Origin of the sequence: Nonomuraea sp. NPDC050680 (genome assembly GCF_040654555.1) — a bacterium.
GTDB lineage: Bacteria > Actinomycetota > Actinomycetes > Streptosporangiales > Streptosporangiaceae > Nonomuraea.
In genome coordinates this window covers 309,083-329,903 of record NZ_JBFAIF010000005.1, presented here as the reverse complement: position 1 = coordinate 329,903, position 20,821 = coordinate 309,083, and the positions used below count along the sequence as shown (strand labels likewise).

The window sequence follows — 20,821 nt, the reverse complement described above, 5'->3', positions numbered from 1 at the left end:
CCCTAGAGACCTCGCCCGAGAGCCTGTAGCCCGACCAGGTCGTCCGGGGTCGCGTCGGCGCTTCTGTCGAGCAGGCCCGGCAGCCGTGACCGCAGCGCGACCGCCGCGAGCACCGCCATCGCCACGGCGAACAGCACGTACATCAGCCCCACCCCGCGCCCGGCACCCGTTCCGATGAGCGCCCCGACGGTCGGGGCGAGCGGGCCGTCGGGGGCGAGCAGCGGGTCGAACACCGCCGCCCCGTACGGTGCTACGAGCCCGAAGCCGAGCGGCAGCGTGGACCAGGCGATCAGCGTGTTCAGCGCGAACACCCGCCCGTGGAACCGCTGCGGCACCTTGACCTGCACGATCGTGGCGTAGACGCCGTTCAGCAGCGTCACCCACAGCGACATCCCGAACGCCCCGATCCCGATGGTCACCAGATCCGCCCGCAGCCCCGTGACCAGGCAGAACGCCGCCAGTGCCAGCGTGCACCACAGCACCGCCCGCATCCGCCCCCGGCTCGGCCCGCCCCAGGCCGTCATGGTCAGACCGCCGAGGAAGACCCCCAGCCCGGACACGAACGAGATCCGGCCCACGTCCTGCAGCGTGCCGAAGGAGAGCACCAGCGGCGAGATCAGCAGGAACAGGGGGGACAGGAAGACGTTCAGCACGGCGAAGTAGAGGAGCATCTGACGGAAGCCCAGGTTGCCCCAGGAGTAGCGGAACCCGGCCGCCATCTCCGCCAGCACCGGCTCCTTCCGGCGCCAGGCCATCGCGGCGGGGAAGCGCACCAGCAATGTCACGCCGATCGCGAACACGTAACTGGCCACGTCGAGCACCAGGATCCCCTCCAGCCCGATCACGGCCATCAGCCCGACGGCCGCGAGGGGGACGAGCAGCTGCGTCATGCCGCCGGCCATCTGGACGATGCCGTTGGCGTGCCCGAGGTACCGCTTGGGGACCAGCTGCGGCACCGCCGAGGTGTAGGCCAGTCGCTGGAACGTCAGCGCCACGGACAGCAGCGCGAGGAGCGGGTAGACGTGCCAGGTCTGCAGGTTCCCGGTCCAGAGCAGTGTTCCGAAGACGAGCTGGGTGCCGACGGCGGCGGCGTCACCGCCGAGCATGACGGCCCGCCGGTTCCCGCGATCGACGATCGCCCCCGCCAGCGGCGCCACCACCATCCCCGGGACCAGCCCGACCACCGACAGCAAGGCGAACTGCGCCAGCGAGCCCGTGGTCAGATAGATCCAGATGGGGATGGCGAACCCGGTCAGCGCCGACCCCAGGATGGACACCAGCTGACCACTGGCGACGGCCGTGAACCGCTTCATGCTGGGCTGCGGGCCGGTCGCGACGGCCGACACCCCGCCCCGCGACACCTCCCGCACCCGCCAACTGGCCCCACTCACTGCCTCGACATCGCCTGTGCCAACTGCCTCCGCGTCGCCTAAGCACACTGCCTCCGCGTCGCCTGAACCCACCGCCTCCGCGTCGCCTGACGCGATGGCGACATGCGTGCGGGTGACGATCTCGGCGAGCTCCGCCGCCCGATATTTCAGGAAAAAGTGTCCGGCCTCGTCCAGCTCCACCACGGCGGCCGTGGGCGCGAGGAAGTGCCACTCGCGGTACCGCTCCTCGAAGTACTCGGTCGCCGGATCGTGCTCTCCCGCCACGCTGACGATAGGCGCCCGCAGCCGCTCGACCGAACTCGCGAATAGCCCGGTGAAGTACTCCTCCGCCGCCTCGCTGTCGCGTCGCATATTCCTGATGATGTGCCGAGCCTGCCCCGGCTCCAGATCGCCCATGTCGAGCCCCATGGACGTCAGCCAGTTGACGTAGCTCCGGTCACTACGGAGGAACTCGCGCCTGGCCAGCTTGGACAGCAGCGCCATGGGCCCCTTACCCGGGCGGGCGAAGGGGAAGATCGCCCCGATGTACACCGCTTCGAGCTCGCGGCCCGCCGCCTCCAGCCGTCGCGCGATCTCGACGATCAGGGCCGACCCCACGCCGCAGTGCCCGTACAGCGCCACCGGGCCGCGTACCTTCTCCTGGATCTCGCTCACGCACCGGGCCGCCACCTCGTCCAGGGGCAGCCGCTCCTCCTCCAGGCCGACGTCGTGGCCGGGGATGGCCACCGACCACAGGGCGTATGTCGCGGGCAGGGCGTCGGCGAGCGGCTGGTACACCACCGCCGCGCCGCCGCCGTACGGCACGCACACGTAGGTCAGCTCGGCGGGAGAGGTACGGCGCGGCGTCAGTTCGTGCAGAAGCCCGCGCGAGGCGGTGGCGGTGCCGTCGACGAGCATGGCCAGCTCGCGGACGGTCGGGTGCTTGAACAGGTCCACCACGGCGATCGGCGCGGCGCCGGGCGGCAGCGCCCTGCGCAGCCTGGCCACCACCTTGATCGCCAGCAGCGAATGCCCACCGATGTCGAAGAAGTCGTCATCCACCCCGAAGTCGTCCACCCCGAAGTCGTCCACCCCGAAGTCGGCCATGTCGAGCGCCTCGGCCCAGACCGCGGCGACCAGGCGCTCCGCCTCCGTGGCCGGTGGGACGCGCCGGCCCGGTTCCGCGCCGTCCGCCGATGAGGTGGGGGCCGGGAGGCGCCGCCGGTCCACCTTGCCGTTGGCGGTCAGGGGCAAGTGGGGGAGGGGGACGAAACGGGTGGGGATCATGTACGCGGGCAGGGTCTCGGCGAGGTGGCCGCGCAGGCGGGTTGGATCCACCTGGCCCACCACGTACGCCACCAGCTGCGCCTGGGTGCCCGAGCCGTGGGTGGTGACCACGCACTCGCTCACGTCCGGGTGGCGGGCGAGGTGGGTCTCGATCTCGCCCAGTTCGATGCGGTAACCGCGGATCTTCACCTGCGCGTCGGCGCGGCCGAGGAACTCGATCGTGCCGTCCCCGGTGTAGCGGCCCAGGTCGCCCGTTCGGTAGAGGCGCTCGCCGGTGCGGGGGTGGCTGATGAAGGCGGCGGCGGTCCGGTCCGGGTCACGCCAGTAGCCGGTGGCCACGCCGACGCCGCCGATGTACAGGTCTCCGGGTACGCCGATGGGCACATCGCACCGGCCCCGGTCCAGGATGTGGAAGGACTGGTTGGCCAGCGGACGTCCGTACGGGATGGACGACCACCCCGGGTCCACCTCGCCGATCGGGTAGGAGATGGACCAGATCGAGCCTTCGGTCGCGCCGCCCAGGCTGATGATCTCGGCCGCCGGGGCGAGGGCGCGGATCCGGTCGGGGAGGGTCAGCGGGATCCAGTCGCCGGACAGCAGCACCAGGCGCAGCGAGCTCAGGTCGGTGCCTTCGTGCTCGGCGTGGTCGACCAGGAGCTCCATGAGGGCGGGGACCGAGTTCCAGACGGTGACGCGGTGCTCGGTGACCAGCCGGGCCCAGGCGGCGGGGTCCTTGTCGGCCGACGGCTCGCCCATGACGAGGGAGGCACCGGTGGCCAGGGCGCCGTAGACGTCGTACACGGACAGGTCGAAGCTGAGGGCCGACAGGGCGAGGAACCGGTCCTGGGGGCCGACGTGGAAGCGGTGGTTGAGGTCGCGGACGGTGTTCAGAGCGGCCTGGTGCTCGATCATCACGCCCTTCGGTGAGCCGGTCGAGCCCGAGGTGAAGATCACGTACGCGAGCTCGTCGGGCGCGGCCGGGCAGGCGGGGAGTGTCAGGGGAGCGGCCGGGTCAGGCGGGGGAGCCGGGGCGGACGGGGGAGTCACCGAAAGGCGGGTCACGTCGGCGGGCCAGGTCAGGTCCAGCCACGGCTGGGTCACCGCGACCCGGCACTCGCCGCGTGCCATCAGCTCGAAGCGCCGCTGGTCCGGCAGATCCGCGTCGATCGGCAGGTAGGCCGCCCCGGCCATGTTGATGCCCAGCACCGCCACGACCTGCTCCCACCCCCGTTCCATCACGACCGCGACCAGCTCGCCGCGCCCGACGCCCGCCGACGTCAGCTCGGCGGCCAGCAGCCCGGCTCGGCGGGCCAGCTCCGCGTAGGTGATCTCGCCGCCGGGGTGGGCCACCGCGACGGCGTCGGGCGCCTGCGGCACCCGCTCCTCGAACGGGCGGTGCAGGAGACCGGGTTCGCCGAGGTCGAGGGCGGTGTCGTTCCAGCGCTCCCGCTCCGCTCGCTCCGGCGCGGTGAGCAGCTCGATCGTGGAGACGGGGGCTGACGGGTCGGCCACGATCCCGCCGAGCAGGGCGGCGAAATGCCCGGCCAGGCGGGAGATCCGCTCGGCTGAGAACAACGCGACGTTGTACACGAACAGGAACGAACCATCGCCACCGGTGTACAGCTCCAGATCGAACCGGGTGGCCCACACCCCCGGCGAGAACCCCTCCACGGTCAGCCCACCGGACGACGGCTCGCCGCCGTAGTTCTGCATCGCGAACAGGACCTGGAACAGCGGCGACCGTGACACCTCCCGGGGCACGTTCAGCTCCGACACCAGCCGCTCGAACGGCAGCTCCTGATGCGCGTACGCGTCCATGGCCAGGTCACGCACCCGGTGCAGCAACCCCAGGAATGACGGATCCCCCGACAGATCCACCCGCATCGCGAGCATGTTGATGAAGCAGCCGATCAGCCCGTCCAGCTCCGGAAGCGACCGACCGGCCAAGGGGGAGCCGATGGCCACGTCCTCCTGCCCGGCGTACCGGCCGAGGAGCGCCGCGAAGGCCGCCAGCAGCACCATGTACGGCGTGGCGCCGTGCTCCCGCCCGAGCCGCTCCAGCCGCGCGACCAGAGCGGGGTCGATGGTGAAGGAGTGCGCCGCGCCGAGGTAGGTCAGCTCGGGCGGCCGGGGGAAGTCCGTGGGCAGTTCCAGCGGCGACAGCCCGGCCAGCCGTTCCCGCCAGTAGGCCACGTCGGCCGCGTCGCCGGGCCGCTCGCGCTGCCAGGCGGCGAAGTCGCCGTAGGTGACGGGCAGGTCGGGCAGGGGGTTCCGGTCGTAGCCGGTCAGGAGTTCGCGGAGCAGGATGTTCGCCGACCAGCCGTCGGCGGCGATGTGGTGGACGGCGATGGCCAGCACGTGGTCGTCGGCGGCCAGCCGTACCAGCAGAGCCCTGATCACCGGCCCGGTCACCAGGTCGAACGGCTCGGTGAGGAAGCGGTCGACCAGAGCGCGTGCCTCGTCCACGTCGTCGGCGGCGGCCACGGTGAACGGGACGGCGGCGTCGGCGGAGACCGTCACCGTGGGCTGTCCGTCGTCGCCGACCGGGAAGCGGGTCCGCAACGCCTGGTGCCGGGCGGCGACCTGGTTCAGCGCGTCGCCCAGCACGGAGGTGACGAGCGGGCCGCGCAGCCGCTGCACGAACGGGACCGTGTGAGCGGGGTTCCCCGGCGCGTACTGCTCCATGAACCACAGCCGCTCCTGGGCGTACGACAGCGGCGGCGCCTGACCGTCCGGCAGCGCCGGAATCGTCGACACGCTCTTGCGCCGCCGTAGCCGCTGGGTCAGCAGCGCCCGCTGGGCCTCGGTCAGCTCGGTCACAACGTGTCCTCCGGGTCGAGCATGCTGAGCGCCTGTTCGTCGGACAGCCCGGCCACCTCCGCCACCAGCGCCTCCTCGACGGCGCGCGCCAGCTCGGCGACGGTACGGCGGGCGAACAGCGTACGGATCGGCAGCTCCACACCCGCGATCGCCCGCAGCCGGGCCGCCACCCTGATGGCGAGCAGCGAGTGCCCGCCGAGCGCGAAGAAGTCGTCGAAGGCGCCGACCTTGTCCGCGCCGAGCACCTCGGCCCAGACGTCGGCGACCAGCTCCTCCGCGTCCGAACGCGGCGGCGTGGCGTCCGTGCCCGCGGCGCGGCCCGGCTCCGGCAGCGCGCCCCGGTCGAGCTTGCCGTTCGCGGTGAGCGGCAGCGCGTCGAGCACCACCCAATGAGCGGGGACCATGTACGGCGGGAGCCGCCCGGCCACGTGGTCGGCCAGCTCGGCCGTCTCGCCCACGACATAGGCGACGAGCTCGCCGTCCCTGGCGACCACCGCCGCCTGCCGTACGTCCGGATGCGTGCGCAGGCAGTGCTCCACCTCGCCCGGCTCGATGCGGAAGCCCCGCACCTTGACCTGCTCGTCGATGCGCCCGAGGAACTCCAGCAGCCCGTCGGGACGCAGCCGCACCCGGTCTCCGGTACGGAAGTACCGGCCCCCGTCGGGGAGCCGGACGAAGCGCTGGGCCGTCAGCTCGGGCGCGCCGAGGTAGCCGCGGGCGACGCCGGGGCCGCCGATGTACAGCTCGCCGGGGGCGCCGGGCGGAGTGGGCGTGCCGTGCGGGTCGAGGATCCGTACCGTGGTGGCCTGGATGGGGCGGCCGATCGGCGGATGCGGGTCGTCGCCGGTCAGGTCGGCGGCGGTCGCGACGATCGTGGTCTCGGTGGGGCCGTAGGTGTTGACCAGGCGTACCCGGTCGCCGAACCGTCGCCGCCAGCGGGCCACGGCGGTGGCGTGCACCTGCTCGCCACCGATGATGACCAGCCGGAGGGCCGCCGGCCAGGCGATCTCGTCGATCAGGTCCACGAGGTGGTGGAAGTAGGCCGTCGGCAGGTCGAGCACGGTAATGCCGGGCCGTTCGGCGAGCAGGTCGGGGAGGGTGGCGCCGCCGTCGGGCACCAGCACGACCGTGGCGCCGGTGGTCAGGGCGGGGTAGAGCTCCTCGGCGTGGGTGTCGAAGCTGAGGGAGGCCAGCTGGACGACCTGGTCGCCGGGACGCAGGCCGTACTCGTGACGCATCCACCGGACCCGGGCGGCCAGCCCGGCGTGCTCGACCGCCACGCCCTTGGGGGTGCCGGTGGAGCCGGAGGTGTAGATGACGTAGGCGAGGCCCGGCTCCTGGGCGCGGGGGTTGTCCGTGGCTGTCAGGTCGTCTACGGCGGTCAGGTTGTCCGCGGCTGTCAGGTCGTCCGGGACGATCAGGTGGGCGCCGCTCGTGGTGATCATGTGCTGCAGACGGGCGGCCGGGTAGGCGGGGTCGAGCGGCAGGTACGCGGCTCCGGTACGCCAGATCGCCAGCATCGCCACCACCGCGTCGATCGACCGGCCGAGACGGAGACCGACTATGTCGCCATGGCCCACGCCGCGCCCGGCCAGTTCGGTGGCCAGCCGCGACACCCGTTCGGCCAGCTCGCCGTAGGTCACGCTGTCGGGCCCGCAGACGACGGCCTGCTCACCGGGGTGGGCGGCGACGGCCGCCGCGATCATCTCCAGCACGCCGCCACCCGGCTCGGTGGTCCTGTCGCCGCCGGCCGAGGCGATCAGCGCCGAGTCGGCCGTGGTGAGCACCGGCAGGGCCGACACACGGGCGTGCCGGATGTCCGGGTCGGCGATCCCGCGTAACAGCACCGCGAACCGCTCCGCCAGCCCCGCCACCGTCTCCGCGTCGAACAGCCCCGCGTCGTACCCGAACGCCACCCGCAGCCGCCCCGGCGCCCGCCACGCCTCCACCACCAGGTCGAACTTGGCCTGCCGATACCCATCGTCGAAGTACGACATCTCCAGATCGTCGGCGAGCCGATCCCGCTCCCCGTCGGCCGTCTGGCTGTTCAGCGTCAGCATCGTCTGGAACATCGGCTTCCTGGTGACATCCCGCTCGATGTCCAGCTCCGCCAGCAGCCGCTCGAACGGCACGTCCTGGTGCGCCATCGCCTCCAGCACCGTCCGCCGTGTCCTGGTCAGCAGCTCGTCCAGCGTCGGATCGCCCGACAGATCGCCGCGCAGCACCAGCGTGGTGCTGAGGTAGCCGACGATCGGCTCCAGCTCCACCCGGTCCCGCCCGGCGGTGGGCGAGCCGACCAGGACGTCCGTCTGCCCGGTGTGCCGCGCCAGCAGCACCTGGTAGGCCGTCAGCAGCACCATGAACAGCGTGCTCCGCTGCCGCCGCGCCGTCGCGTCCAGCGCCTTGGCCAGGTCGTCGGGGATGTCCAGCAGGTGGAAGTCGCCGCGCCCCGGTCCCGGCTGGTGCGGCCGGTCGGTGTGCAGCGCCAGCGTGGGCGGGTCGGCGAGGCGTTCCCGCCAGAACTCGAGTGCCGCGCTCCCGTCCTGCTCCCGCTGCCAGCGCGCGACGTCTCCGTGCTGTACGGCCAGCGGTGCCAGGCTCCCCGTCCCGGCGTACAGCCTGGCCAGGTCGTCCAGGAGGACGGTGATCGACCAGCCGTCGGCGATGATGTGGTGCAGCACCACGCACAGCACGTGGTCGTCCCCGCCCAGGCGGATCAGCGTGATCCGGAGCGGCGGTGCCGCACCGAGGTCCAGCGGGGCGTTGGTGCGGGCGGCGACCAGCGCGCGGGCCTCCGCCTCGTCATCCGCGTCGAGCAGCTCGACGTCGGCGGGCCGTCCGGCGGGCTCGACGACGGCGACCGGCCGCCCGTCCACCTCGGGAAAGCGCGTGCGCAGCGACTCGTGCCGGGCGAGCAACGCCGTCAGCGCCCGTCGCAGCGCCTCGGGGTCGAGGGGGCCGCGGAGCCGGCGCACGATGTACATGTTGTACGAGGCGTCGCCCGGATCCAGCCGGTGCAGGAACCACAGCCGTTCCTGGCCCGCCGACAGCGGGGGCAGCGTGCCGGGCGGGCGCGGGGCGAGCGAGAGGCCGGGGCCGTCCGGCAGCCCCTCCAGCGTCGCCGCGAACCCGGCCACCGTCGGCTGCCCGAACAACGTCCGCAACGGTACCGTCGTCCCCGCGGCCGCCAGCCTGGCGATGACCTGGGTGGCCAGCAGCGAGTGCCCGCCCAGGGCGAAGAAGTCGTCATCCGCGCCGACGTCGCCGATCCTGAGCACGTCGCCGAAGATCTTGGCCACCTGCCGCTCGCGGGCGGTACGCGGCCGGCCGCCCCGTCCCGCCATCGGCCCCGCCGGCTCGGGCAGCGACAGCCGATCGACCTTGCCGTTGGGCGTCATCGGCAACGCGTCCAGCACCACCACGACACCGGGCACCATGTAGGCGGGCAACCACCCGGCCGCGTGTTCGAGCAGGTCGGTGGGGTGTTCCGGCGTGGTCATCGCGTCCGGTGTGGTCACCACGTCCGGTGTGGTCTCCACGTAGGCGACCAGTTCGTTCCCGCGGACGACGACGGCCGCCCGCCGTACGCCCGGATGCGACTCCAGCGCGGCCTCGATCTCGCCCAGCTCGATCCGGTGCCCGCGCAGCTTCACCTGTCCGTCGCCCCGGCCCAGGAACTCCAGGGTGCCGTCACCGAGCCACCTGACCCGGTCGCCGGTCCGGTAGAGCCCGTCCGCGAAGCGCTCGGCGGTCGCCTCCGGCCGGCCCAGGTAGCCGAGCGCGAGCCCGGCCCCGCCGATCGCCAGGTCACCGGGTACGCCGATCGGCGCCGACCGGCCGGCGCCGTCGAGCACGTGGACGCGGGTGTTGGCGATCGGCCGCCCGATGCTCACCCGGCCGGGCTCCGCGGGGACCTCCCAGGCGGTGGACCAGATCGTGGTCTCCGTCGGCCCGTACATGTTGAACAATCGCGCCACCCGCCGCCGCAACCGCCTGGCCAGCGCGAGCGGCAGCGCCTCACCGCCCGCCAGCGCCACCAGCCCGGAGGCGTCGAGCCCGGCGGAGAGCAGCATGTTCCAGCCCGAGGGGGTGGCCTGCACGTGCGTGACGCCCGACGCGGAGATCAGCCCGGCGAGCGCGGCGCCGTCCCGCGCGGTCTCGTCGTCGGCCAGCACCAGCCGCCCGCCGGTCACCAGCGGCAGGTACAGCTCCAGCCCCGCGATGTCGAAGGACAACGAGGTGCTGCCCAGCCACACATCGGCCGGCCCGGAGCCGAGCAGGTGCTCCATCCCGGCCAGCAGGTTCACCAGCGCCGAGTGAGGGACGACCACCCCTTTCGGGCGGCCGGTCGAGCCGGAGGTGTAGAGCACATAGGCGGCCGACCGGCCATCGGGCCCGGCGGCGACGGACTCAGGGCCGGGCTCGGTACCGGCAGCTGGGAGCCAGGCGTCGGTGCCGGCAGCCGAGAGCCGGGAGTCGTCCAGGGTGAACCGGGCTCCCGAGTCCGCCAGCATGTAGGCCACCCGGTCGGCCGGCAGCACCGAGTCGATCGGCAGGTAGGCGGCTCCGGCCAGCAGCACACCGAGCAGGATCCCGGGCAACTCCACCGACCGCCGTCCGCGTACGGCGACCACGGCTCCGGGCCCCGCGCCTCGCTCCCGCAGCTCGCCCGCCACTCCTACGGCCTGAGCGGCCAGCTCCGCGTAGGACAGGCGGCGGTCGCCGCACGAGACGGCGATCGCGTCCGGCCGCAGCTCCGCCTGCCGCATGACCAGGTCCACCACGGTCGCGGCCGGCACGTCCAGGTCGGTGCTGTTCCAGATCCGGTCGAGCAGTTCGCGTTCGGCGGCGGGCAGCAGGTCCAGCTCCGACAGACGAGCATCGGGAGCGGCGACGATCGAGGCGAGCAGGGTCTGGAAGCGGTCCGCGAGCCGGGTCACCGTCTCCCGGCCGAACAGCTCGGCGCTGTAGAAGAGCGCCCCGTGCCAGCCGCTGCCCGACGGCCAGAGATCCATCCGCAGGTCCACCATGGCCGGCGGCGCCCCGTGCGGGAACGGCAGGCTCTCCATCCCGGCGAACGACTCCGCCTCCGCGTACCCGACCGCGGAGTTGTGCAGCGCCAGCATCGCCTGGAACAGCGGCGTACGCGACAGGTCACGCTCGATGTCGAGCGCGGACAGCACCCGCTCGATCGGCACCTCGCGGTGCGCCATCGCCTCCAGCACGGTACGGCGGGTACGGCGCAGCAGCTCGCTGAACGGCGGATCCCCCGACAGATCCCCCCGGAGCACCAGCGTGGAGGCGAACAGCCCGACCATCGGCTCCAGCTCCGGCCGGTCGCGACCGGCGGTGGGCGAGCCGACCACGATGTCGTCCTGCCCGGCATGCCGGGCCAGCAGCACCTGGTAGGCGGCCAGCAGCACCATGAACACCGTCGAGCGCTCGGCCCTGGCCAGCCGGGACAGCGCGCCGGCGACTTCGGGCGGCAGGTCGAAGTGCACTTCACCGCCCGCGCTGCCGCGCTGCGCGGGACGCGGCCGGTCCGTGGGCAGCTCCAGGGGCGTCGCCCCGGCGAGCTTGGCCGTCCAGTAGTCGGCGTCGGGGACGGCCACCCGCTGGGCGTCGGCGTACTCGGCGTAGCTGACGGGCAGCTCGGGCAGCGCGGCCGGTTCGCCCCCCGTGCGGGCGAGGTAGCAGATGGCCAGGTCGCTCAGCAGCACGTTCAGGGACCAGCCGTCGCCGATGATGTGGTGCAGCACCACGCACAGCACGTGGTCGTCGTCCGCCAGCCGGACCAGGGTGATCCGCACGGGCGGAGCGGAGGCCAGGTCGAAGGGTGTGTTGACCCGCTCTTCAAGCAACCGCATGACCTCAGACTCGTCCGGGACCGTCCGCTCGGAGGACTCGTCCGGGACCGTCCGCTCGGAGGGCTCGTCCGGGACCGTCCGCTCGGCGCCCGAGGGGTTGCCGGGGACCGCCCGATCGAGGGCCACGAACTCCACCGGCACCGCCGCCCCCGGCGGGTCGATCACCGCGATCGGCAGCCCGTCCTGGTCGGGGAACCTCGTGCGCAACGACTCATGCCGCGCCACCACATCCCCGAACGCCCCGGTCAGCGCCTCGATGTCGAGCGCCCCCCGCAACCGCCGCACCGCCGCCACCCGATAGGCCGCGTCGGACGGATCGAGCCGCTGCAGGAACCAGAGCCGCTCCTGGCCCAAGGAGATCATGGCCGCAGCCCGCCGATGGCCGCCGCCACCCCGGTGATCGTCGGATCGTCGAGGAACACGTCGAACGGCACCTCCACCCCGAGCCGTTTCCTGATCCGCGCGCTGATCTGCGTGATGGTCAGCGAGTGCCCGCCGAGGTCGTAGAGGTCCTCGTCCGGCGCGATGTGGTCCATCCGCAGGACCTCCATCCAGATCAGCCGCACCTGCTCGACCAACTCCGCGTCGACCTCGTCATGCGCGGGCCCGGCATCCGGCGCCGCTTCTGGAGCGACCTCGGGAGCGACCTCGGGAGCGATCTGGGGGACGGCCGGGAGCGGCAGATCGGCGAGCCGTATGTCCGGATCGGCCGCGACCGCGCGCAGTACCGCCCTGAGGTGTTCCCCGGCCAGCTCGACATCCCGGCGGGGAATGACGTCCGGGCTGTAGTGCAGCGTCAGGTGCAGGCCGTCGTCGCCGTCGACGGCCTGGAGGTGGAGCGCGTTCCTGACCGTGTGGCTGGACATCTTCCACTCCACCGACAGCTTCAGCCCGGGGAAGACCTGTTCGGGCGCGCGCCGCCGGAAGCTGATGGACACCGGCGCCAGCGCCGCCCTCGGCTTGATCCCGCCCACCGCCCTGGCCACGGGCACCTGGCGGAAGGCGTTCAGCTCGCGCAGCTCGCTCCGGATGCTCAGGGCCAGCTCGCGGAAGGAGTCCTCGGCCGAGAACGACGCGAACACCGGCAGCTCGGTGGCGAACAAGCCGATGTCGTCGCGGGTCTCGGCGGTCCGGGTCGACATGGCCACGGCCACAGGGGTGCCGGCGTTGCCGTACCGGTGAAGGAGGGCGTGCACGGCGGCGAGGAAGACCTCGAATCTCGTCACACCGGATAAGTCGGGCATGTCGTTAGTCAGGGCGAGCAGGACGGTCTCGCCGCGCTCGGCCAGCCGCGGCGATCGCGTCGCCCCGTTGATCACCACCTGCGACACCTCGCGCCAGCGCGCCCGCCAGTACGCCGCCGCCTCCGGCGACGGCTTCTCCGCCGCCCCGTACGGCATGGGCAGCGGCGGAGTGGGCGCTCCGGTGTAGGCGGCGGCGAGATCCCGTACGAGCAGATCCTTCGACATGCCGTCGAAGACCAGGTGATGAGCCACGAACAGCAGCAGGTGCCGCGACGGCGAGACCTCCGCCAGCGTGAACCGGGCCAGCGGCCCGGCGGACAGCTCGAAGGGCCGCGCGATCTCCCGCGCGATCAGCGCCTCCGGGTCCGGCTCCACGACGAACGCGACCGGCGGGAGCTCCCTGGCGGGCGCCAGGTGCAGCACGCCGTCGCGCTCCTCGAAGGCGCAGCCCAGCACCGGGTGCCGCGCGAGCACCGCCCGGCACGCCGCCAGCATCGCCGCCCGCTCCAGCGGTCCGTCGAACCACATGGCGAACGGCATGTGGTACGCCGTGCCGGTGCCGTGCAGCACCTCGGTGATCCACATCCCATGCTGGGCCTGTGACGCCAGGACCATGCTCACTCCTCTGCCATACTGCGCAGTTCTCGCTTGATCACTTTTCCGGCGGCGTTCCTGGGCAGCGCGTTCACGCACAGCAGCCGGGTGGGCAGCTCGTGCTGGGCGAGCCGCTCGGCCAGGAAGGCGCGTACACCGGCCAGCGTCACCGGCTCGCGGGACACCACCGCCGCCGCCACCACCATGCCCATGACCGGGTGCGGCACGCCGAACACCGACGCCTCGGAGACGGCCGGATGCTCATGCAGCGCGGCCTCGACCTGCAGCGTCGAGACCTTGAAGGCGCCCGACTTGATCACGTCGCTCTCCCGGTCGACCAGGTACAGGTAGCCGTCGTCGTCCAGGTAGCCGAGGTCACCCATGCGTACCCAGCCGTCCTGGAAGGTGTCCTCCTGCCGCTGCTCGCCGTAGTAGGCACGGGAGTGCGCGGCGGCGCGCAGCCACACCTCGCCGCTCTCGCCGGGCGGGGCCGGGTCGCCGTCGGCGTTCACGATCCGCAGGCTGCCGGCGGCGTGCCCGAGCGCGCCCGGCCGGTCCGGGTCGTAGATCATGATGGTCTGGGCGGGGGCCGCCTCGGTCGAGGTGTAGTAGTTCGCGACCGTCGCGTTCGGGAACGCCTCGGTCAGCTCGGCCGCGACGCTCGGTGGCAGCGCGGCGGCGGCCGAGCCGAGCAGCAGCACGTTCGACAGGTCGTGCCGGTCCTGGACGCGTGCGCCGAGCAGCTCGATGGCCATCGCGGGCACCACGAACACGGTTCCGGCCGCGTACGACTCGATGAGCGCCGCGAAGCGGGCCGGCGTGAACAGCGGCAGGGTGACCACGGTGGGGGCGGCGCTCAGCGCGTGGAGCAGCATGACCTGGCCGGCGTTCGTGCCGATGGGGAAGGCGTGCACGAGATGCCTGGAGTGAGCGAACGGGCGGCGTTTGGGATGTACGGGCGGGGAGGTGAGGTTCGCGTGGCTGGCAGCCACTCCCTTGGGCTGCCCGGTGGTGCCGGAGGTGTAGAGGATCTGGGCGTAGCCGAGCGGATCGACCTCGACCGGGACCGGGCCGGTCGGGCCGCTGAGCTCGTCGCCGCTGCGGATCACCATGGTCGCACCGCAGTGCTTGATCAGGCGGGCCAGCTCCGGCTCGGCCAGGCGGTCCGACAGCGGGACCGCGACCGCGCCCGCCTTGAGCACCGCCATCCAGCTCACCGCGTAGTCGAGCCAGTCACGGCCGCCGAACACCAGCGCGACTCTGTCTCCTGGCCGTACGCCCTGGTCGAGCAGGCCATGGGCGGCGGCGTCAGAGCGCTCGTCCCACTCGGCGAGTGTCAGGGCGCCCGTTCCGGTGACGATGAGGGCTTCGTGGTCGGGGTCGGTGGCGGCGCGTGAACTCAGCAGAGCAGGGACAGGACGGGCCGACTGAACCACCCCCCAAAATTATTATCGGGATGTCGCAAGACGCTAGAAAAAATGCACAATTGCGTCAACCCCTTACCGCCAGGCGCTTGCCGCCGTCAGGCCCCGCGTGACACACTCGCCCCGGATTTCCCTGGAAACGGGAGGGCTTCGCCAGGTGCAGACGGACGGGGAACTACGCGGACGCCTCGCCGAGATGGTGGCCGAGGCCACCGACGGCGCGGTCGAGGCCGCCGACGTGCTGGCCGGGGAGACCCGGCTGGCCGATCTCGGCGTCACCTCGCTCGGCTATCTCAGGCTGATCGACGCGGTGGAGGCGGAGTTCGGCATCGAGCTCGACATGACCTCGGCCGACAGCTTGGACGAGCTGGTGGACTACTTACGGCTCCATGCTTGAGTCGCCGCTGACCTGGGGGCAGCAGGACATCTGGCGGGCCGTGGTGGCGGCGCGGCCGCAGGAGCACTATCTCAACATCGGCCGGATCTTCGCTGCGCCGAAGCGGCCCGTCACCGTAGAGCGCGCCGTCAAGGCCCTGGACGACCTCGTCGCCAGGCACGAGGCGCTGCGCACCCGGCTCAGCGGGCCGCGCGACTGCCCCCGGCAGCGGGTCTCGCCCATCGCCCGGCCATACGTCGAGGTGACGGACGAATCGGCTCAGGTGGTGTGCGACCGGCTGTCGGGCGAGCCGTTCGACTACTGGGAGGAGTGGCCGCTGCGGGTGGCGTTCCTCGTGACCGGCGACTATGTCCGGCATGTCGTGCTGGTGCTCTGCCACCTGGCCGCCGACGGGCACGCGGCCGATCTCCTGGTGAAGGACTTCCGGCTGCTCCTGTTACGCGACTCGCTGCCGCCGCTGGACAGCGCCACGCCGTGTGAGCTGGCCGAGTGGCAGCGCTCGGCCGAGGGCAAGCGTACGTCCGAGGAGGCCGTGGCCTTCTGGCTGTCCGAATACCGGCGGATGGATCCCGTGACCCTGGCGGACGTCCCGCGGCGCCCCCGGTTCTGGGAGGCCACGATGACCTCCACAGCCATCGCCGCGGCGGCGCAGGCCGTGGCCGCCCGCGAGCGGGTGAGCTCCTCGACGGTGCTGCTCACGGCCGCGGTCCGGCTCGCCGGGCGGCTCACGGGCCAGCGGTTCTGCGGCATGCGGGTGATCGTCAACAACCGGTTCGCGGCCGAGCGCCGCGACGTGGTCTCCACGATCTCGCAGGAGGGGCTCGTCCTGCTCGACCTGCGTACGCCGGACTTCGGGGAGTTGGTCCGGCAGGGCTGGCAGGTGGCCTTACGGGCCTACCGGCAGGCCCAGTTCGATCCGTACGCGATGGAGGAGGCGGTGTCGGGCATGGGGCCGGGGATCAGGTCGTTCGGCTGCTTCAACGACCAGCGGCTGGTGCAGCGCGACGAGGTGACGGGTCTGGACGAACGGGCCGTACGTACCTCGATGGAGCGGACCGAACTGGTCTGGACGGACACCATGGACCGCAACATCTGCGACTTCCGGCTGCACGTCGGCGGCGAGCCGGGGCGGATGGAGGTGTCGCTGTACGCCGACACCGGGCTGCTCGCGCCGCCGGGGATCGAACGCTTCCTGTACGACATGGAGTCGACGCTGGTCGAGGCGGCGTTCGCATGAGCCTGTACGCGGCGGCCACGTCGTGCGCGCAGGGCGAGTCGCTCCGGTTCCACCTGCTCGGGGGCGGCGGCCCGATCACCGTGGAGGACGTGCCGTCGGGCCGGGTCGTGCTCCGGGACACGGCCGAAGTCGACACCTGGACGCTGAAGGTGGGCGCGGACTGGCCCAGCTCGCTCTACCGCGCCGTCTTGGGCGACGAGTCCGCATATTTCGTCGTACGTGCGGCTGTGCCTGCTTCGCCGGTGATGGTGGCGATTCCCTTTCCCACCTGGGAGGCCTACAACCGGCCCGGCGTGCCCGGTGAAGGGCTCTACCAGGCCGAGCAGCCCGATCGGGCGGTCAAGGTCAGCTTCGACCGGCCGGGGGCGGGGCCGCAGATCGAGGAGTGGGAGCTGGGGCTGCTGCGGTGGCTCGGGCCGTCGGGCCATACGGTCGACTACTGCTCGGGGCTGGACCTGCACGACGGTCTCGACCTGCTGAGCCGTTACCGGCTGCTGGTGATCAACGGGCACGACGAGTACTGGTCGTGGGAGATGCGGGACGCGGTGGAGGCGTTCGCGCGGGCCGGTGGAAATATCGCCATATTCTCCGGCAACACCTGTTGGTGGCAGGTCCGCTTCGAGGACGACCTCCGCACGATGGTCTGCTACCGCGACGCCTTCGCCGACCCCCTGGCCGCCAGCGACCCCGGCCGGGCCACCGTCGAATGGCCCAGCGAACCCGTCAACCGCCCGGAGAACACCCTGACCGGCGTCACCTTCCGGAACGGCGCGGGCTGCTGGGTCGACTCGCGGGTGATGGCCCACGAGTCGTACACGGCCCGCTTCGCCGGTCACTGGGTGTTCGAAGGCACCGGGCTGGCCGACGGCGACACCTTCGGCAGGGGCGCGCTCGGCTACGAGACGGACGCGGCCGACCTCGAATGGGTGGACGGCGTGCCGAGGGCGACGGGCCGCGACGGCACACCGCCGTCGTTCGTCGTACTCGCCACCGCCGACCTGAGCCACTGGCGCCGGTACGGCAGGGGCGGCGCGGCCACCATGGGCGTACACCGCCTCGGCGCGGGAACCGTCTTCAACGCCGCCACCATCAACTGGGGCAACACCCTCCACGACCCCGTCCTGGACAGGATCACCCGAAACGTCCTCGACCGCCTGTCCCGACCGCCAAGCCACCCACCCTCCTGGGACCCGATCGGTCCCGCCCCGACCAGCCCATCTCCACGCGAGTCGGCTGCTCGCGAGTCGTCTTTTGACGCTGTCGGCGGCACGCGTGATGGTGCCGGCGGCACGCGTGCTCTGGTCGCCTGCGACAACCGGCTCTTCGCCGCCTGCTCGGACGGGACACTCGCCGTCCGCGACATCTCCGGGCAGAACCTGCCATGGCGGGTGATCGACGAGACCGACGTGATCGCTCTGGCGGCCCCCCGAGAGGCGCACGGCGGCCCACCCGCCGGCCTGTACGGGGTGGCTCCCGACGGCACGATCCGCTACCGCGACCCCGTCCTGGCCAGGTCCACCTGGCAGGACGTCAGCCGGGCCCCCGAGGGCGCCACCGGCCTGGCCGCCGTGGACGAGGGCCTGTTCGCCGTCACATCGGCGGGCGAGCTGTGGCACCTCCCGATCCGGCGGCTCGACACCCACGACTGGGCCAGAGCGGGCTCGGCCGCGGGCGCGGTGAGCCTGACCGCGATGAACGGGCGGCTGTTCGCCGTCTCCGCCGACCGGATCCTGACCAGGCCGGCCGAGCGACATGAGACCGACTGGCAGGACCTGGGCCCGGCCGGGGGCCACACCATTCTCGCCGCCGCCGCCGGACGACTCATCGGCACCGGACCGGGGACCGGCCTTTCCTGGCGGTAGGAGGGCAGCCCACCCGTCACCGCGAGCCTGGTCCAAAGGTGGCCCGACGCCCCGCCCTCAATTCCGCGCAGTCGTCGGTCACATCCAGCCCGCCTCGATGGCAATCCGCACCGCGTCCACCTGGGTGCGGGCGTTGAGCTTGGCTCTGATCGAGCTGAGGTAGTTGCGGACCGTGGCGGTGGAGATGAACAGTTCCGCCGCGATCTGCTTCGCAGCCGAGCCACGGGCCGACAGCCGCAGGACCTCGATCTCCCGTCGGGTCAGCGGATTGGCCGGGAGCGTGAGCGCCTCGGTGGCGAGCTGCGGATCCACCACCCGCAGTCCGGCTGCGACCTGGCGGATCGCGTCGGCGAGGGTCTCGGGCGCCACGTCCTTGGTGAGGAAACCGGAGACCTGGTTGCCGAGGGCTCTGCGGAGGTTCCCCGGGCTGCATAACGCGGTCAGGATCAGCGTCCGGCAGGAGGGAAGTCGCTTGCCGAGTTCGGCGGCGGCGGTCAGGCCGTCCTGGCCCGGCATGTCGATGTCGATCACGGCGACGTCCGGCCGGCACTCCAGCGCGGTGGGCACGATCAGGTCGCCGCAATAGACCTGGGCGACCACCTGGAGGTCCTGGTGCCGGTCCAGCAGGCTGGTGAGGGCGGCCCTGATGAGTTTCATGTCATCGGCCAGCAGAATCCGGATCACAACGTTCCCCTCTGCGGTAGCCGTTCACCCTGGTGCTCTTTGCTCGGTCCCAGAGGATTGGGGTGTGACATTTTCACAGGCCAGAAGGTGATCACGTAACTGTCGGTACGTCCGCTCTCGCAGCAGACTCTCCGCATCAGGGATTGTCCAGAGCGGAGATTGCCGAAGTGCGTGTTCTGATCATGGGTGCCGGAGTGGCCGGCACAGTGGCCGCGATGGCGGCGCAGAAGGCCGGTCTGGAACCGGTCGTCTTCGAGGCGTACGACGAGAGTGCGGGCCTCGAGCACGGCATCTACCTCGGGGTAGCCGTCAACGGCCTCGCCGCGCTCAAGCTGGTGGACGCCCACCAGGTCGTCCTGAAGGCGGGATTTCCCAGCGGGCGGATGAACTTCTTCAGCGGCACCGGCAAGAAGCTTGGCGAGATGGCGATGGGCCCGGCCCTCGGCGACGGTACCGTCACGCACACGATCCGCCGAGCGGACCTCTATCGGGGGCTTTACGAGGAGGCGGTCAGAAGAGGAATTCCGATCGAGCACGGCAAACGGCTGGTCAGCGCCGAGGAGACACCGGACGGGGTCGTCGCCCGGTTCGCCGATGGGACGCTCGCCAAGGGGGACGTGCTGGTCGGGGCCGACGGTGTGCATTCGGCCACCCGGAGGGTCATCGACCAGGCCAACCCCGGTCCGCGCTACACGGGGCTCGGCAACACCGGAGGCTTCGCCCGGGGCGTCGCAGTCGAAGCCGAGCCCGGCTCGTACGTGATGATCTGGGGAAAGCAGTGCTTCTTCGGCTACACGGTGAGCCCGGACGGCGAGATCTGGTGGTTCGCCAATCCGCCGAGCCGCACCGAGCTCTCCCGCGACGAACTGCGGGCACCCGGTCTGCGCGAAAGGCTCGTCGCGCTGCTGGAGCCGGACCGTACGCCCGGAGCCTCGATCGTACGGGCGAGCGAGGAGTTCCGGCTGAGCAACCAGTACGACCTGCCGCTCGTACCGACCTGGAGCAGAGGGCCGATGGTGATCATCGGGGACGCCGCCCATGCGGTCTCGCCCGCTTCGGGTCAGGGAGTCTCGCTCGCCTGCGAGGACGCGGTCGTGCTCGCCAGAAGCCTGCGCGACCTGAAGGACGTGCCCAAGGCGCTCGCCGCCTATGAGCTGGCCCGCAGGGAACGGGTCGAGCGGGTCGTCAAGTGGGGTTCTGGCATGAACAACACCAAGAAACAGGGGCCGGCCGGCCGGATGGTCAGGGATCTGATCCTGCCGGTCATCCTCAAGAAGGGTGCGAGCCCGGCGGAGGCGGCGAAGATGAGCTGGCTGTTCGACCATCGTCTTCATTGGTGAACGGGAGTGTTGAGGATTCCGTTGATGAGGACCTGAAGGCCCCAGCGTTCGCGGTCCCCGCCGGAGAGCAGTTCCTCGCGCATCGAAGTGATCATCGGGTAGCGGTCGGCGGGCAGCGCGGCGTAGTGCCGGTCGACTTCGGCGATGTGGGCGTTTTGCTCCATCCCCTTGGTGTTGTAGGCGCTCTGCTCGGCGCCGCCGGCCGTGATATGGAGATAGATCAGGTCGACGGCCCAGGTGGCGGTGGTGTCGTCGAGGCCGCCCTCCTTGAGCAGGGCGAGCATCCGGTCGAGGACGAGCAGGGCGTTGGCTCCGGTGGGGATGGAGCCAAGCGCCACCAGGGCCAGGCCCTCGTGCCTGCTCATCTCCTCGGTGGCTGAGTCGACCAGGGCCCGCAACCGCTCCTGCCAGGTGCCCTCGGCGGTGAAGCCGACCCGGCCCAGGGCTTCGTCGAGCATCGCGGCCATCAGATCGTCGCGGTCCTTGACGTAGACGTAGAGCGAGGCGGCTCCGGTGTCGAGTTCCTGGGCGACGCGGCGCATCGTGAGCGCCTCCAGCCCGTCGCGGTCGAGGATCCGCAGCCCGGCCTCGATGATCGCGTCTCGGCTCAGCGGGGCCTTGGCGGGGCGGGCCCGACGGCTCACCGGTTCGGCACTCATACCTCGGAGATTACTACCGAACACCGTTCGACACGA

At 71.7% G+C, this 20,821-nt stretch carries 10 protein-coding genes; 4 read left to right on the top strand and 6 right to left on the bottom strand.

All coding sequences use genetic code 11. From position 1 onward, the window contains the following. Positions 1–2: 2 nt before the first annotated feature. The 4 genes from AB0H88_RS21425 to AB0H88_RS21410 are packed head-to-tail and all read right to left on the bottom strand — an operon-like array spanning position 3 to position 14,618. Positions 3–5,477, bottom strand: a complete 5,475-nt coding sequence (locus tag AB0H88_RS21425) for an amino acid adenylation domain-containing protein (RefSeq protein ID WP_357646940.1) — start codon at positions 5,475–5,477, stop codon at positions 3–5. Beyond that, positions 5,474–11,707, bottom strand: coding sequence for an amino acid adenylation domain-containing protein (locus AB0H88_RS21420; RefSeq protein WP_357646938.1), 6,234 nt, complete (start codon positions 11,705–11,707; stop codon positions 5,474–5,476). Before AB0H88_RS21420 ends, AB0H88_RS21425 begins: the two co-directional genes overlap by 4 nt. Continuing rightward, positions 11,704–13,203 (bottom strand): condensation domain-containing protein, encoded by a 1,500-nt coding sequence (locus AB0H88_RS21415; protein WP_357646936.1) that lies wholly within the window; start codon positions 13,201–13,203, stop codon positions 11,704–11,706. The genes AB0H88_RS21420 and AB0H88_RS21415 overlap by 4 nt, the downstream gene beginning before the upstream one ends. A 2-nt stretch (positions 13,204–13,205) precedes the next feature. Further along, on the bottom strand, positions 13,206–14,618 hold the full coding sequence (locus AB0H88_RS21410; RefSeq protein ID WP_357646934.1) for an AMP-binding protein: 1,413 nt from the start codon (positions 14,616–14,618) through the stop codon (positions 13,206–13,208). 145 nt (positions 14,619–14,763) lie between these two features. Here AB0H88_RS21410 and AB0H88_RS21405 point away from each other — a divergent pair, with 145 nt between their 5' ends. From AB0H88_RS21405 to AB0H88_RS21395, 3 genes are read left to right on the top strand one after another with little or no spacing between them, the layout of a single operon-like run. Next, a complete protein-coding gene (locus tag AB0H88_RS21405; protein WP_225290212.1) occupies positions 14,764–15,003 on the top strand; it encodes an acyl carrier protein in 240 nt (79 codons plus the stop codon). Further along, positions 14,996–16,240: a condensation domain-containing protein gene (locus tag AB0H88_RS21400; protein ID WP_357646932.1), complete on the top strand. Its 1,245-nt coding sequence runs from the start codon at positions 14,996–14,998 to the stop codon at positions 16,238–16,240. Before AB0H88_RS21405 ends, AB0H88_RS21400 begins: the two co-directional genes overlap by 8 nt. After that, positions 16,237–18,102: a N,N-dimethylformamidase beta subunit family domain-containing protein gene (locus AB0H88_RS21395; RefSeq protein ID WP_357646930.1), complete on the top strand. Its 1,866-nt coding sequence runs from the start codon at positions 16,237–16,239 to the stop codon at positions 18,100–18,102. Before AB0H88_RS21400 ends, AB0H88_RS21395 begins: the two co-directional genes overlap by 4 nt. A 78-nt stretch (positions 18,103–18,180) precedes the next feature. Here AB0H88_RS21395 and AB0H88_RS21390 read toward each other — a convergent pair whose 3' ends face one another. Continuing rightward, on the bottom strand, positions 18,181–18,786 hold the full coding sequence (locus tag AB0H88_RS21390) for a response regulator transcription factor (RefSeq protein WP_357646928.1): 606 nt from the start codon (positions 18,784–18,786) through the stop codon (positions 18,181–18,183). Positions 18,787–18,953: 167 nt separating this feature from the next. Here AB0H88_RS21390 and AB0H88_RS21385 point away from each other — a divergent pair, with 167 nt between their 5' ends. Beyond that, positions 18,954–20,126: an FAD-dependent monooxygenase gene (locus tag AB0H88_RS21385; RefSeq protein ID WP_357646927.1), complete on the top strand. Its 1,173-nt coding sequence runs from the start codon at positions 18,954–18,956 to the stop codon at positions 20,124–20,126. On the opposite strand, the gene AB0H88_RS21380 is transcribed toward AB0H88_RS21385, so the two are convergent. Next, positions 20,117–20,785 carry a TetR/AcrR family transcriptional regulator C-terminal domain-containing protein gene (locus AB0H88_RS21380; protein WP_357646925.1) on the bottom strand — a complete coding sequence of 223 codons (669 nt, stop codon included), beginning with the start codon at positions 20,783–20,785 and terminating at the stop codon, positions 20,117–20,119. The two genes, AB0H88_RS21385 and AB0H88_RS21380, sit on opposite strands and share 10 nt — an antisense overlap. Positions 20,786–20,821 lie beyond the last annotated feature (36 nt).

Bases quoted from the DNA above. Each gene is read 5' to 3' on its own strand.
- AB0H88_RS21395 (WP_357646930.1), top strand. From the start codon at position 16,237: ATGAGCCTGTACGCGGCGGCCACGTCGTGCGCGCAGGGCGAGTCGCTC.
- AB0H88_RS21400 (WP_357646932.1), top strand. From the start codon at position 14,996: ATGCTTGAGTCGCCGCTGACCTGGGGGCAGCAGGACATCTGGCGGGCC.
- AB0H88_RS21415 (WP_357646936.1), bottom strand. From the start codon at position 13,203: ATGGTCCTGGCGTCACAGGCCCAGCATGGGATGTGGATCACCGAGGTG.
- AB0H88_RS21380 (WP_357646925.1), bottom strand. From the start codon at position 20,785: ATGAGTGCCGAACCGGTGAGCCGTCGGGCCCGCCCCGCCAAGGCCCCG.
- AB0H88_RS21420 (WP_357646938.1), bottom strand. From the start codon at position 11,707: ATGATCTCCTTGGGCCAGGAGCGGCTCTGGTTCCTGCAGCGGCTCGAT.